Source organism: Sulfitobacter sp. 1A12056 (assembly GCF_043558125.1).
In the GTDB taxonomy this organism is placed as follows: domain Bacteria; phylum Pseudomonadota; class Alphaproteobacteria; order Rhodobacterales; family Rhodobacteraceae; genus Sulfitobacter; species Sulfitobacter faviae.
Genome location: NZ_JBIFFY010000005.1, coordinates 1 through 13,906 on the forward strand (window position 1 = coordinate 1; position 13,906 = coordinate 13,906).

Consider the following 13,906-nt stretch of genomic DNA (forward strand, 5'->3'; position numbering starts at 1 on the left):
CTTCATCGGAATCTCCTCGTTCATCCTGCCGAGAAAATTCTACTTCCGCATCCCCTTAACATCGGGGGGGATTACCGTCCGGGTTAAACCTTGGTGTTATGAGAATGCCATAATCGCTGTTATTTTCGCCAATCCAAATCTCCGAGTCCGCTGCGGAGGGTCGAGTTCGGACTAACTCGTCATAGTGCCGTAGGTAAGCCCTTTGGAGAAAGAGAAGAAAATAACTCTTTGTGGCCTTAGTTTTGGTCAGAACATCAAAATTTTCTTGCAAGGTAGCCGCGCTGAAAGATGCCCCTCCAGCGGTCCATCCTTCGTTTTCTCGAGCTCGCTTAAACCCGCGCAGGTATTCAGAAATGTATTCATCCGCTGATTTTATTACCTTCTCCTTCAAGTCTATGAACGTAGCGACCTTGCCTCCAATCAGAGCGTTAAATGACAACTGATTGCCGTATCCGCTGTCCGCTGAAACTTGGGGCCACAGCCTCCCTAATTCAGAGGAAATTTCCTTGCACCGTCTATTCCGAGCGGTTTTGTTCGGATCTCTCTTAGCCAACCTACGAAGCTCCCTACTATTGATCTGGGCAACTTGGCGGTTATCCCTCTATGGCACAAGTAGGCTTCGCCTCCAGGACTTAGCTGTGGACGAAGTGCCTGGGGGGGGATCGATCTGCTTAACTATAGTGCGGGTTTTGGCGAGCCTATGAGTCGGATCGCAGTGCCTGTGTGGACGACGCCATTTAACCTACGGAGTAATTCGGCGCATGCAGAGTAGCTGGTCCCCCAGCTTACGAAGATGCCTCTGCTTCGAAGGCTGCCTTTCGGAAGCAGAGGCTGGTGTTGATAGTTTACCGGAGGTGCCGTTTCTCGAGACGCTCGGCGTTGGCTTGATCGATGAACCGCTGCCTTACCTCGATAAACCGCTTTATCTGAACTTGGATTTCCCGGAGCGTTTGCCCCCGGTGCGTGTAGATGGGCACGTTCACTGCACTCCAAAATTCTTCCTCGTTCTCACGCCCTTCCAGACGCCATTCGACCTTCACGTCGACCACTTCGTTCGCAAGAACCAGAGTGATATTTTCAGAGATGACCTCTACAACCGTTAGGTCGCGTCCATCGGTCACTTCGCCGCTCTGGAGCCGTCGGAGACAGCTGCTGAGCGCAGCACCCCGTAGTTCTCCTAATGGCAGGCTATATGTCCTCGACATGAGCTCCGCGAGCTCACGACCGTGGCGGACAGCGAGGATCGCCTTTGCCCTTAGATGGAAGTCGGTCCCGTTTGAACTGATCGGCATTTGCATTCCTCTTTTTCGGGTTGCAGTGCGCCGTATTGGCGCGTCAAGAGAGCTCCGCGACCCGGAACTCTTGATGCGGCTCAAGCCGCAGCTGTCAGGTCATTCCAAAGGGGGTCTTGGGCCTCGGTATCTGCCAAGGCGATCAAGTGCCCGCGGAGGCCATCCGATAGTTCGCAAATTTCCTCCACGATGGGCGAAGCAGGATCGATCTCTCCAAAACACGCAGCCTCGAGGCTGGCGCAATCATCGACACAATCCAGCGACAGAAGGCGGTGCAGCCCGATGAGATCTTGCCGCATCCGCCGTGTAAGATGTGGTGCAGTAAGTATTGCCTCGATCAGGCGAGCGGTGCGCCGGACCGCGGGCCGGCTACCGAGGAGGCCGGCCGCACAAACCAACGCTTTAACATGGCTTTCGAGAAAGCCTTTCAGCGCGGCTTCCGCTCGGAGCGCAGGACAGGTTGTTTGAGTGATGTGAAGGTTCATTTTGGGCATTCCATTTCTCGAGCGACAGCGTTCGGTGCTTGTCAAGAAGACCCCATTGGTTCGGGTCCAGTTATGTCGCTTCTCTCTCAATCTGCTCGGTTGAGCTTGCCCGGCGGCGCGGTCTCGTCTCAGGACCGACCGCCGGCAAGCCAAACAGAGCGCCGCATAAACAGGTTTAGAGCATCGAAATTTCGGAATGATTCGACCTATGGCCTTCGATATCGCGCTCTTCCGACGCGAAAGGTCGATCACATTACCCCTCTATTGTTTCAGTTTGTAATATGGCTTGATCCGCGCCCTGGTTCGTATCGAGGCCTGTTCAGCTACTGGAGACCTGGGTTTTTTTCGTGGGTGCGACAGACGCGCAGGGAACAGGCCCATCCTCCATCAGCCAGGTTTTTTCTCCCCCTCCCCCGCGCCAAACGCGGCGCGCGAGAGCTCCGGCGTGCGGTCGAACACAATGCGGCCCAGCGGATGGACAAGCACGCTCTGTGACTAAGCCCGCTCGCGATGCGGGTGCGTCCGCTCACTGCTCGACTACTTGCCAATCGCTCCCAAATTTCGGCCACCTCGATCTCGAAATTCCCCGTCAACTGGCAGTGCATGTGTCTCGGGTTCGGGCCGCTCTTTGCCGACCCGGGCACGAAGCATAAGCGGAAGACAACATCCCGCGGCAGTTTGGCGGAAAAAACGAAAACTTCCCCGCCAGAGCATCTGGAATTTTCCGACGCCTTTTGGTTGCACGCCATTCAGCTTCCCCCATCGAACCGCAGGGAAACCATTTCGCCGAACCGCACAGGCTCACCCCTATCCGGACGAAAATCCCACCCGTGCGCAAGAAGTCGTTGGCCGAGATCCGCCGGCGCGACTTTTCTGTATCGGTTGGCCGTATCCGCGCGGTTCCACCCCCCCCGGTCGAGGAGTGCCGCCCAATCCGTCGTTTGCGCATAGAACCATGTCGCCCAAGAATGCCGACACGTATAGGGAACGACATCAGGTCCGAGCCCCGCAGCGGCCCGGATTTTCCCGAACGCCGCCGCCATTTGTCCGCCCCGATTTTTCCGGAAGACGTAGGGTTGACCGTTCGGCGTCGGAAAGGCCGGTCCCTCATCGGGAACAGGCCCGATAAGCTCCACCGTGCGGGATGGCAAACGCACGAAGCGGGCTCGGTAGACTGTCTTGGTCCCGGGCAGCCACCACTCCATTGTAGCGGGATTCCAGTGCTTTCCGTCGAGGCCCATGGTCTCGCCGGGGCCCGCGCCAGTGCCCAACATGAAGGCGATCTTGCGCAATGTCTGGCAGTGCGGGTCGCGGAGGCCAGCAACCTTCGGATTTGCCGCGGCCACCAGCAGCCGTTCTGCTTCCTCCGGTGTCAGCCACCGCGTCCGGCGCGTGTCGGGAAGCTTCTGACGCCGGTTACCGGCCGCGAAGTTCAAGACGGCCTTGATTGGCACGCGAAGCTGCCGCCTGACGGTCTCCGGTTTTGCCAGGGGATAGAGCGCACGCGCCGCGCGAGCGATCGCGATTTCGTTTATCTCATCACACTGGGTGTTCTTGCCGAAGTGAGCGACGATCCTCGGAAGAAACCGAGCCTCGCCCCCAGCCTCGATATAGAGGTTTGAAGCTTCCCTGAAGGTCGGAATTTTCTGTTTCGTTGCAGCCTGGGCTGAGCTTCGCCAAGCCTCCGCATAGATTTCTTTTGCGCGCTTCTCGGCGACAGGCTCGAGTTCCTTGTCATGGATTGGCAGGCGCCGTCTGATACGCTTTCCGTCGACCCAAAAGTCGATAATCCAAGTATTTGTTTTTTCCGACCACGTCGGTTTCCAAGGATGTTTTTTCCCCAAGTCTGGCCTCCGTTCGCCTGTTGTGCAAACAAGCTTGGCCGGTGCTCGGGGAGACGAAGCGAATTCCCGATGTTTTTTTTCGCGTTGGTCTACCGGAAGGAAAAATCGCTTCGGATTACCGTCAGTTTTTTCCGCCCCCGGATATATAATTCTCTGACGGAATTTTTACCGAGCGCGGAAAGAACGAACTGGAACCACTTGCTTCTTTGTCGCGATCTCCGCGCCTCAAGATGCGCGTTGTTTTTTCCACGCGCCGCGAGAATGGACCTTCCGCTCCAAATCGGAAATTTCCGACCGATCGCCTGGAGCCTTCAATACACCTCCAGAAGCGGAATGGAATTTTCGGGCTTGAACGGCGGACAGCGCAGCGTCAACCTTCTTTAGGTCAGTTAAATCAGGTCGTTGGCGCATTCGTCGACGTCGCCTCCGGGCGGCGGTCAGGAGAAGTTTGCGCGGAAAGGGGCCAAGTGAACAACGGAAACTATGGGATCAAAAGCATAGCGAGAAGCAACCAGGAAGCGCTGCTTTTTGAGTTCAATGCAGATTGCGAGGTGAAATGAGCAAGAAGGATATTGAGGCGTTGAGCTTCGAGGTTCCTCTCGATTGTGCTCAAGCATCCCGCGCACTTGGCGTTTGCGTGCGCACTCTATTCGATATCCTTAAGAAATACAGAACCAAAATAGAAGTCTGCGAAATGCGCGGGCGGAAGCCGGTCTTCTACGAGAAACACATCAACAATATAAGAGAGGTAATGAAATGCGAAAACAAGATGAAGGACAGCCGTGCTGGTATCCATTCTGGAAGGACGGGTCGTGGCGCTACGATTTCCGTGTCGAGGGAGACCGATATCGCCGGTCAACGGGCGTCCGCGATCAGGAAGCGTCTGAAGTAGCCGTTGGAATCGCGAAGGGTGTGCATGACGCGGCGTGGGAACGCGCCTTGGCGGCCTTTCCATCGTTCGAAGAGGCCGCCGAGCTGTATCTTGCCGAGTTCGGCAAGAACCGAAGCTTCGTGCGACGCTTGATCGCCTATTTTGGTCCGCTGACCCGGGTCAACGAGATCGATGCCTTCACGATAAAGCAGTGCAAGGTAGAACTTAGGAAGCCGGGCTGGTCGGACGCGACCACGCGACGACAGGTCACCGTCCCGCTCAAGGCTGTAATTCACAATGCTTGCGGCCTGAGGCCGGAACGGGTGACCGACAATAAGCGCACCCGCATCGTGACCCCGGAGGAGTTCGAGTGTCTGATCGCTGTAGCGCAAGATCCTCCCGAGAACGTGCGCGATCCTGAACGGCGATTGCTGAAGATGCTCGCCTTCCTGATCGGCAGTGGCGCGACGCCGGGGGAAATGTTCTGCGTGCGGGCCGAGGATATCCACCGGACTTCCCGCGAAATCTGGATACGCGGTGAGGAGCCTGGAGGCGGAAAGACTCCATACCGCGCACGATTGGTGCAACTACCCGTTAGGGCATGGGAGCTTATTGGGGAGTTGCCGCAGGAAGGTCGTGTCTTCCTGTCGACGACTGGCAGAGAAATTGTGCCGGATGGGGTGCGTGGCACCACGGTGATCCGGCAATTCCACAAGCTGACCGAGGCCGCAGGACTATCGCAGCCGGACAAAGCTGAGACGCTGGTCTTCTACAGTCTTCGTCACACTTGGGCCACCTGGTTCAGTGCCTTGGTCGGCGACCACGACTTGCTGATCGACAGGGGCGGCTGGGCCGGCGCGGCCATGGCGCGTCGCTACCGCAAGCGCCCGCCCATGGATCTTGGCGAGCGGGTGCTCAAACACGGATGGGACTTTCGGCCATGATGGGAAAGATTTGGGAATCCCAAAAAGGGGAAGTAAAAAAGCCGCTGAATTTCAGCGGCTTACCCGGAGTGTCTGCGGCCTTAGCAGGGGAGCGCCTTCGACCACTCGGCCACGTCTCCGTCGACCCGTTTAGAGAGGTCGCGCCCGAGTGACAAGGCGAAATTCGTGGGAATTTCCGCATTTCTCATAGTTGGTTTCTTTTTAGTTGGTGCGCCCGCCATCATGGGGGGCGGCGGTACGCTTCTGGCAGCGCTGCATCGCAGAAAATGGGATCGCAAGGGTCCCTCATCGCGTCATTTTTCAGCTATTCAACGCGGCTGTAGCAACTTACACAGGAGCGTGAATGACTTGTGAAACAATGCGAGTCACGGCGCAACCCATTGATACTGCTAAACACTTATCCCGTCACGCTTCCCCGACGGCGCACAATCACCCCAGATCGCAGACAATATAGCAACCGCAGCGAAACTTAAACGACCGATGGCCCGTTACTTCACCACAAACGATGACATCGCAATGACGCGATTTAATAAAACCTGAAGGAACACGCTATGAAACTCATCATGACCACCGCCGCCGCCGCTTTGATCTCCACCGCTGCCGTTGCCGACAACTCCACCCGTCACAACGACATTTTCCTCGACACTTCGGTGAACTCCGACGCGAGCGACGTCTATGGCAACAGCGACCGTATGCGGAACCCGCATGCCTCGACCAAGGCGAACGACATCATGCTGAACACCGCCGACACCGACAAGAACCGTGACACCGTGATGAGCACGCGCAACGCCCTGCGCAGCCCCGGCGAAGGCTATGTCTACGGTGGCTTTGGCCCGGGCAACGACAGCAAGTAAGCTGTTGCCCTAACAAACAAAAAGCCCGGCAGCGCGCGCTGCCGGGCTTTTTACGTGGGCGGAGGCCTTGCCCCCTGCCCCGCTGATCAGGTGTTGAACAGAAAGTGCAGCACGTCGCCGTCTTTGACGATATACCCCTTGCCTTCAGCCCGCATCTTGCCCGCTTCTTTTGCAGGGCCCTCACCGCCGAGGCTTACGAAATCATCATAGGCGATGGTCTCGGCACGGATGAAACCCTTTTCGAAATCACCGTGGATGACCCCCGCCGCCTTGGGCGCGGAGGTGCCGGACTTGATGGTCCAAGCGCGCGCCTCCTTGGGGCCGACGGTGAAATAGGTCTCTAGGTGCAAAAGCTCATAGCCTGCGCGGATCAGCCGGTCGAGCCCGGCTTCCTTCAGCCCCATTTCTTCAAGGAACATCTCGGCCTCTTCGGCTTCGAGCTGGCTGATCTCTTCCTCGATCTGGGCTGAGATCACCACATGGGAATTGCCCTGTGCGGCGGCCATCTCGGCGACTTTGGCGGAATGTTCGTTGCCTTCGGCGGCCTCGGATTCGCCCACGTTGCAGACATAGAGCACCGGTTTGGTGGTCAGCAGTTGCAGCATGCGCCAAGCCTTGGCGTCATCTTCATCAACCTCGACCACGCGGGCGGGCTTGCCGTCTTCCAGCGCTTCCAGCGCCATGCGCATCAGACGCTCTTGCTGGACCGCTTCCTTGTCACCGCCGCGCACTTTTCGGACGATGTTTTGAAGGCGTTTTTCGATGCTCTCGATATCAGCGAGCATCAGCTCGGTGTCGATGGTCTCGGCATCGGCCACGGGGTCAACGCGGCCTTCGACATGGGTCACGTCGCCATCTTCAAAACAGCGCAGCACATGGGCGATGGCGTCGACTTCGCGGATGTTGGCGAGGAACTGGTTGCCCAGACCTTCGCCTTTCGACGCGCCTTTCACCAGACCGGCGATGTCGACGAAGGTCATGCGCGTAGGGATGATGCTTTTCGAACTCGCGATCTCGGCCAGCTTGTCGAGCCGCGCGTCGGGCACTGCCACCTCGCCGACATTGGGCTCAATGGTGCAGAACGGAAAATTCGCCGCCTGCGCCGCAGCGGTGCGGGTCAGCGCGTTGAAAAGGGTCGATTTGCCGACGTTCGGCAGTCCGACGATGCCCATTTTGAAACCCATGACGATACCCCTATAAAAGCTGCGCGTGTGTTAGGGGTAAGGGCCGCAAAGCGCAAGGCTCAGCGCGCGCGTCGGTCCTGATGCGCCTGATAGATCAGGATCCAAGCCAGCAGGATGAACATCGGATGCGTCAACCCGCCCGAGAAGATGATCGCGGGCAGCCAGATCAGGAAGACCACGATGGACAGGATGGGCCGTCCGATCAGCAGGATCGACAGCGGCGGCAGGAAAAGGGCGAGTACATAATTCATGGCCCATGAGATAGGAGGCTTTACGCAAAATGGAAGGGCGCGGCGTGCCATAGGCGCCCACGGGAGGCGAATTTTGCCGCCCCCTGCCCCGCGGTGGATTGATTTTCACCGCGACATTCGGCATTGGCGAGGAAAGCACCAAATGAGGCAAGCCACATGACCCGTATCGACGCCAAATTCGAAGACCTCCGCGCCCGCGGCAAAAAGGCGTTTGTCTCTTATGTGATGGCGGGCGACCCGGATTTCGACCGTTCACTGGAAATCGTGCGCGGCCTGCCCGCTGCCGGGGTCGACATCATTGAGCTTGGCCTGCCCTTTACCGATCCGATGGCCGATGGCCCAACGATCCAGCTTGCCGGTCAACGCGCCCTCGAAGGGGGCATGACGCTGAACCGCACGCTGGAAATGGTCCGCGCCTTCCGCGAAAATGACGACACGACCCCGATCGTGCTGATGGGCTATTACAACCCGATCTATTCCATGGGCGTCGAGACTTTCCTGAAAGAGGCCAAAGACGCCGGGATCGACGGGTTGATCGTGGTCGACTTGCCGCCCGAAGAAGACATCGAACTTTGCCTGCCCGCGCAGAACGCCGGGTTGAACTTCATCCGCCTTGCCACCCCCACGACAGACGACAAGCGCCTGCCGCGCGTGGTGCAGAACACCTCCGGCTTCGTCTATTATGTCTCGATCACCGGCATCACCGGCTCGGCCGAGGCGAATGCCGCGGATGTCTCGCCCGAGGTGGCGCGCATCCAAAAGGCCAGCGGCCTGCCCGTCATCGTGGGCTTTGGCGTGAACACGCCCGAGAAAGCCCGCGCCATCGCCGAAGTGGCCGACGGTGTGGTAATCGGCTCGGCCATCGTCAGCCGGATCGCCAATGGTGACAGTGCAGAGGATGTGCTGGGCTTTGTGAAATCACTGGCCGACGGGGCGCATTCAGCGTAACCCCCCTCTCCCTGGGAAACGACCCCAAGCCCGCGCTGCCCCACTGGCCGCGCGGGCTTTTTCGTTGCCGCAGCCTTCCCAATTGCCAAGCCCCCCACCAGTTGCTACCAAAAGTTAACCCATTCAGCACAGGTGGCCCATGCCCGTCATCACCAGCATCGACGATCTCAAACGTATCTACAAACGGCGCGTCCCGCAGATGTTCTACGACTACGCGGAATCGGGCAGCTGGAGCGAGCAGACTTTCCGTGAGAATTGCAGCGACTTTGACCAAATCCGCCTGCGCCAGAGGGTTGCCGTGGATATGTCGGGGCGCAGCACCGCGACGCAGATGATCGGCGAGGACGTGGCCATGCCGGTGGCCCTCGCCCCCGTGGGCCTGACGGGAATGCAATGTGCCGACGGGGAAATCAAAGCCGCGCGCGCAGCCGAAGCCTTTGGCGTGCCCTTTACCCTCTCGACCATGTCGATCAATTCCATCGAAGACGTGGCAGAGGCGACGACGAAACCCTTTTGGTTTCAACTCTATACCATGCGCGATCAGGAATATGTCAGCCGCCTGATCCAGCGCGCGAAGGACGCGAACTGCTCGGCCCTCGTCATCACGCTTGATCTGCAAATCCTCGGACAGCGCCACAAAGACCTGAAGAACGGCCTTTCCGCCCCGCCCAAGCTGACAGTCAAAACACTCGCCAACCTTGCTACCAAATGGGGCTGGGGGCGCGAGATGCTGGGCGCGAAGCGGCGGCATTTCGGCAATATCGTAGGCCATGTGCATGGGGTCACCGACAACGCCGATCTTGGCGCTTGGACGGCGGAACAGTTCGACCCCTCGCTCGATTGGGACAAGATCGCCAAGATCAAAGAACAATGGGGCGGCAAGGTCATCCTAAAGGGCATTCTGGATGCCGAGGATGCGCGCATGGCGCTGAAAGTCGGGGCCGATGCGATCATCGTCAGCAACCACGGCGGGCGGCAGCTCGATGGGGCGCTAAGCTCGATCCGTATGCTGCCAGAGATCCTCGACGCGCTGGGCGACCAGATCGAAGTGCATCTGGATGGCGGCATCCGCTCGGGTCAGGACGTGCTCAAAGCCATGGCGATGGGCGCTAAAGGCACCTACATCGGGCGCGCGTTCATCTATGGGCTGGGCGCGATGGGGCAACAGGGCGTGACCCGCGCGCTGGAGGTAATCCACCGCGAGCTGGACCTGACCATGGCGCTCTGCGGAGAGACGCAAATCGCGAACCTCGGGCGGCACAACCTGCTGATCCCGCGCAACTTCGGCGGTGACTGGCAGGAACGGCCGCGCGATCCGGGCACATGCTGATCTTTCTCAGCCGCAACCTTACCTTTCTCGCCACGCCAAAAACCGGGACCACCGCAGTCGAAATGGCGCTGAAACTCGACGCCGAGATCATCTTTTCGCGGGGGCGCAAACATGTGACTGCCCTGCGTTATCGGCGGCGCGTTCTGCCCTTTTTGCAGGAAACCTTCTCGGCCTCCCCCGAGGCTTTGGCGGTGATGCGCAACCCTGTCGAGCAAATCCGAAGCTGGTATCGCTACCGCAGCCAGCCCCGGCTGGATGGCAAACCGCTCAGCACCAAGGGGCTAAGTTTCGAGGACTTCGCGCTTGAAGTCATTTCAGACACGCCCCCGCCCCGCGCGCAGATCGGCAGCCAGTTTTCCTTTCTGACCTCTGACCATGGCGACCTGCTGGTCGAGCACCTCTTCGCCTATGAACGCCAACCGGCCTTTCGCGATTTTCTGGCCGAAAGACTAGGGCGGGAGGTCAAGCTCAAGCCCAAGAACGTCTCACCCGATCTGCCCGCGCCCCTGTCGCAGGAGGTCGAATCCCGCCTGCGCGCCGCACGCGCCAAGGAGTTCGCCCTCTATGACCGGCTCATGGCGGCGGACGGCTATCTGCGCACGCCGCAGGAATAGCGCCGCCCCCGCCCTTTTGCCCTTTCCAGCCGGGCAAAACCGGTCTATACGCGCGGCTTCACGCGGGAATACAGCCTTGGAGGATTCCCGCCCTAACAAATTTGGAGACTAAAATGGCCGGAGAGATTCCTGATCTTGAAGCCCAGGTACGCGCGGGGACAGGCAAGGGCGCCGCTCGCCAAGCACGTCGTGACGGCATGGTTCCTGGTATCGTATTTGGTGGTGACAAAGAGCCGCTGCCGATCAACATCCCTTTCAACAAGCTGCTGACCAAGCTGCGTGCAGGCCGCTTCAAAGCGACCCTGTTCAACCTCAAGGTTGAAGGCCACGACGACGTTCGTGTGATCTGCCGCGACGTTCAGCGCCACGTCGTCAAAGATCTGCCCACGCACATCGACCTGATGCGCCTCAAGCGGACCACCAAGATCAACCTGTTCATCAACGTCGACGTCAAAGGCGAAGAAGAATGCCCCGGCCTGAAAAAGGGTGGCGTACTCACTCTGGTCCGTCCGGAAGTTGAACTGGTCGTCACCGCCGCGGACATCCCCGAGCATGTGACCGTCGACATCACCGGCCTCGAAATCGGCGACAGCGCGACCATCAGCCGCGTCGACCTGCCCGAAGGTGTGAAACCCACGATCGACCGCGACTTCGTCGTTGCCACGATCTCTGCACCTGCTGGTCTGGCCGCGTCGGATGACGACGATGACGACACGGCAGCGGACGAAGTGCCGACAACCGAAATGGGCCCGCCCGACGGTGAATGATAGCGCGCCGCAAGGCTGTGCTGAAACGGGGTCGCATCACGCGGCCCCGTTTTGCGTTTGGGGCCCGATTTCTTTCAAAGAAATCGCCCCGGAATTTACAAAAATTCCGGCGACCTTGGGGACATTCTCCCGCCCCGCTTGTTAAGATAGGCGAAACCAAAGGAGACCTCGCCCATGAAACTGATCGTCGGCCTCGGCAATCCGGGCGCGAAATATGCCCGCAACCGTCACAACATCGGCTTCATGGCGCTGGACCGCATTGCCGAAGATCACGGGTTTTCCGCGTGGAAGGGCAAGTTTCAGGGCAGCGTCAGCGAGGGGCGTTTCGGCTCTGACCGGGCGGTACTGCTCAAGCCCGAAACCTTTATGAACAACTCCGGCCAATCGGTTCAGGCGGCGATGAAGTTCTACAAGATCGACCCCGCTGATGTGATTGTTTTTCATGACGAATTGGACCTCGCCCCCGGCAAGGTCAAATGCAAGACCGGCGGCGGCCATGCAGGCCACAACGGGCTGCGTTCGATCCACGCGCATATCGGGGCGGACTATGACCGCGTGCGCATGGGCATCGGCCATCCCGGCCATAAGGACGCGGTGGCGGGCTATGTGCTGCGCGACTTCCCGAAAGCCGACGAAGGCTGGCTGGACGATGTGCTGCGCGGCGTCTCAGACGGGGCAGCAGATCTGGCGCGGGGCGATACCGGACGGTTCATGAATGCCGTGGCGCTGCGCGTGGCCCCGCCCCGCTCGGGCACCGGCAGCAAGGGGCCAAAGAAACCGAGCGCGCCCAAGCCCGCCGCCCCCAAGCCCGAACACGAGGCCGAGCCACAATCGCCGCTGCAAAAGCTGATGGACCGCTTTCGCTGAGCGCTTTAGCCTGACGCAATGTCGGGCTGGCCCCCGCCCCCGCGCCGTGGTTCACTGCGTGCCAACAGGGGGGATATCATGCGTACATTCGGAAAATGGCTGGGCCGGGTCTTGCTGGCGCTTTTGCTGGCGGCCATCGTCATCGGTCTTTGGAAGCGGGAAGAGATCGAACGGCTCTTGGCGGTGAACTCTCTCTTCTCCGAAGAGAAGATCGTGCACAACTTCAGCCATATGGACGGCGCTTTCCTCTCCGCCCCCGTTTCGCGCGGAGACGGGCTGACGACCGAGCTTCCCTATGGCCCCGAAACCGAACTGCCCAAGGCGGTGGACGACTGGATCGCGGCCCGTGACGTGACCGCGCTGGTGGTGCTGAAAGACGGTGCCATCGTCTATGAGAACTACTTCAAAGGCACCGGCCCCGAGGACCGCCGCATCAGCTGGTCGGTGGCGAAAAGCTATCTTTCGGCGCTGGTGGGCATCCTTCTGGCGGAGGGCCAGATCGCATCCCTCGACGATCCGGTGACTAAATATGCCCCCAGCCTGAAGGGCAGCGCCTATGACGGGGCCAGTCTGCGCAACGTGCTGCATATGGCCAGCGGCGTCACCTTTGACGAAGATTATCTGGACTACGATTCAGACATCAACCGCATGGGCCGGGTGGTGGCGCTTGGCGGCAGGCTCGACAATTTTACCGCCGAATTGTCCGAGACCTTCACCGCGCCGGGCAGCCAGTGGCAATATGTATCGATCGACACCCATGTGATCGGCATGGTGGTGCGCGGTGCAACCGGGCGCAGCGTGCCAGAAGTGCTGAGCAAAAAGGTCATCGCGCCCCTGGGGCTGGAACATGCGCCCTATTACATCGTCGATGGTTCCGGCACCGCCTTCGTGCTCGGCGGGCTGAACATGACCACGCGCGACTATGCCCGTTTCGGCCAGATGTTCGCCCAAGGTGGGGAATGGAACGGCCAGCAAATCGTGCCCGAAGACTGGGTGACAGAATCAACCAGCCCCACCGCCCCCACCGCCGAGGGGCGCATCGGCTATGGCTACCAATGGTGGATCCCGCAGGGCGCGCCCGAGGGGGAGTATATGGCGCGCGGCATCTATGGGCAGTACATCTATGTCGACAGCGCCCGCGATGTGGTCATTGCCACCAACGCCGCAGACCGCAAATTCCGTGAGGCCGGGGTCGCCGCGAAGAATGTAGAGATTTTCCGCGAGATCGCAGCCTCCGTCTCGGGCGGGACCTGAAGCAGAAAGGGAAGATATGACACCCGACGAGAGCACCAACGTCCTGAACCAACCGCTGGTGATCTGCGGGACGGACCCGGTGACAGGGTTCTTCCGCGACGGCCATTGCAACACCTGCGCACAGGATCAGGGCAGCCATACGGTCTGCGCGGTGATGACGGCGGAGTTTCTGGCCTATTCGAAATATGTCGGCAATGACCTCAGCACCCCGCGCCCCGAGTTTGGCTTTGCCGGGCTGAAGCCGGGCAACGCATGGTGCCTCTGTGCCGCGCGGTTCCTGCAAGCCGCGGATGAGGGCTGCGCCCCGCGGGTGCATCTGGCGGCTACGCATCTACGCGCGCTCGATATCGTGCCGCTGGAGGTGCTGCGCGACCATGCCATCGACCCCAGTGAGGATTAAC

General features: G+C 59.6%; 14 protein-coding genes. 9 read left to right on the top strand and 5 right to left on the bottom strand.

Annotation, left to right across the window (positions count from 1 at the left end):
* Positions 1-845: 845 nt before the first annotated feature.
* The 3 genes from ACGYLD_RS10930 to ACGYLD_RS10940 form a co-directional block, all read right to left on the bottom strand.
* Positions 846-1,292: a hypothetical protein gene (locus ACGYLD_RS10930; RefSeq protein ID WP_394402547.1), complete on the bottom strand. Its 447-nt coding sequence runs from the start codon at positions 1,290-1,292 to the stop codon at positions 846-848.
* A gap of 80 nt (positions 1,293-1,372) precedes the next feature.
* Positions 1,373-1,786, bottom strand: a complete 414-nt coding sequence (locus ACGYLD_RS10935; RefSeq protein WP_394402549.1) for a hypothetical protein — start codon at positions 1,784-1,786, stop codon at positions 1,373-1,375.
* Positions 1,787-2,526: 740 nt separating this feature from the next.
* The gene (locus ACGYLD_RS10940; protein WP_394402551.1) at positions 2,527-3,621 is read right to left on the bottom strand and encodes a tyrosine-type recombinase/integrase; all 1,095 of its coding nucleotides are present in this window, start codon (positions 3,619-3,621) and stop codon (positions 2,527-2,529) included.
* Positions 3,622-4,377: 756 nt separating this feature from the next.
* Here ACGYLD_RS10940 and ACGYLD_RS10945 point away from each other — a divergent pair.
* Positions 4,378-5,436 (top strand): tyrosine-type recombinase/integrase, encoded by a 1,059-nt coding sequence (locus ACGYLD_RS10945; protein ID WP_394402553.1) that lies wholly within the window; start codon positions 4,378-4,380, stop codon positions 5,434-5,436.
* A 551-nt stretch (positions 5,437-5,987) separates the two neighbouring features.
* On the top strand, positions 5,988-6,290 hold the full coding sequence (locus ACGYLD_RS10950) for a hypothetical protein (protein WP_271691944.1): 303 nt from the start codon (positions 5,988-5,990) through the stop codon (positions 6,288-6,290).
* Positions 6,291-6,376: 86 nt separating this feature from the next.
* Here ACGYLD_RS10950 and ychF read toward each other — a convergent pair whose 3' ends face one another.
* The gene (gene ychF / locus ACGYLD_RS10955; RefSeq protein ID WP_271689380.1) at positions 6,377-7,474 is read right to left on the bottom strand and encodes a redox-regulated ATPase YchF; all 1,098 of its coding nucleotides are present in this window, start codon (positions 7,472-7,474) and stop codon (positions 6,377-6,379) included.
* A 59-nt stretch (positions 7,475-7,533) separates the two neighbouring features.
* On the bottom strand, positions 7,534-7,725 hold the full coding sequence (locus ACGYLD_RS10960) for a hypothetical protein (protein ID WP_067261693.1): 192 nt from the start codon (positions 7,723-7,725) through the stop codon (positions 7,534-7,536).
* 156 nt (positions 7,726-7,881) lie between these two features.
* Between ACGYLD_RS10960 and trpA the strand changes: the two genes are divergently transcribed.
* From trpA to ACGYLD_RS10995, 7 genes are all read left to right on the top strand, one after another.
* Positions 7,882-8,673 (top strand): tryptophan synthase subunit alpha, encoded by a 792-nt coding sequence (gene trpA, locus ACGYLD_RS10965; RefSeq protein WP_394402555.1) that lies wholly within the window; start codon positions 7,882-7,884, stop codon positions 8,671-8,673.
* A gap of 139 nt (positions 8,674-8,812) precedes the next feature.
* Positions 8,813-10,003, top strand: coding sequence for an alpha-hydroxy acid oxidase (locus tag ACGYLD_RS10970; protein ID WP_271691946.1), 1,191 nt, complete (start codon positions 8,813-8,815; stop codon positions 10,001-10,003).
* The gene (locus ACGYLD_RS10975) at positions 9,997-10,617 is read left to right on the top strand and encodes a hypothetical protein (protein WP_394402557.1); all 621 of its coding nucleotides are present in this window, start codon (positions 9,997-9,999) and stop codon (positions 10,615-10,617) included. Before ACGYLD_RS10970 ends, ACGYLD_RS10975 begins: the two co-directional genes overlap by 7 nt.
* Before the next feature lie 113 nt (positions 10,618-10,730).
* The gene (locus tag ACGYLD_RS10980) at positions 10,731-11,384 is read left to right on the top strand and encodes a 50S ribosomal protein L25/general stress protein Ctc (RefSeq protein ID WP_271689377.1); all 654 of its coding nucleotides are present in this window, start codon (positions 10,731-10,733) and stop codon (positions 11,382-11,384) included.
* A gap of 174 nt (positions 11,385-11,558) precedes the next feature.
* The gene (gene pth / locus ACGYLD_RS10985) at positions 11,559-12,251 is read left to right on the top strand and encodes an aminoacyl-tRNA hydrolase (RefSeq protein ID WP_271691948.1); all 693 of its coding nucleotides are present in this window, start codon (positions 11,559-11,561) and stop codon (positions 12,249-12,251) included.
* 78 nt (positions 12,252-12,329) lie between these two features.
* Positions 12,330-13,505: a serine hydrolase domain-containing protein gene (locus ACGYLD_RS10990; RefSeq protein ID WP_394402559.1), complete on the top strand. Its 1,176-nt coding sequence runs from the start codon at positions 12,330-12,332 to the stop codon at positions 13,503-13,505.
* A gap of 16 nt (positions 13,506-13,521) precedes the next feature.
* The gene (locus ACGYLD_RS10995; protein ID WP_394402561.1) at positions 13,522-13,905 is read left to right on the top strand and encodes a DUF2237 family protein; all 384 of its coding nucleotides are present in this window, start codon (positions 13,522-13,524) and stop codon (positions 13,903-13,905) included.
* Position 13,906: the final 1 nt, after the last annotated feature.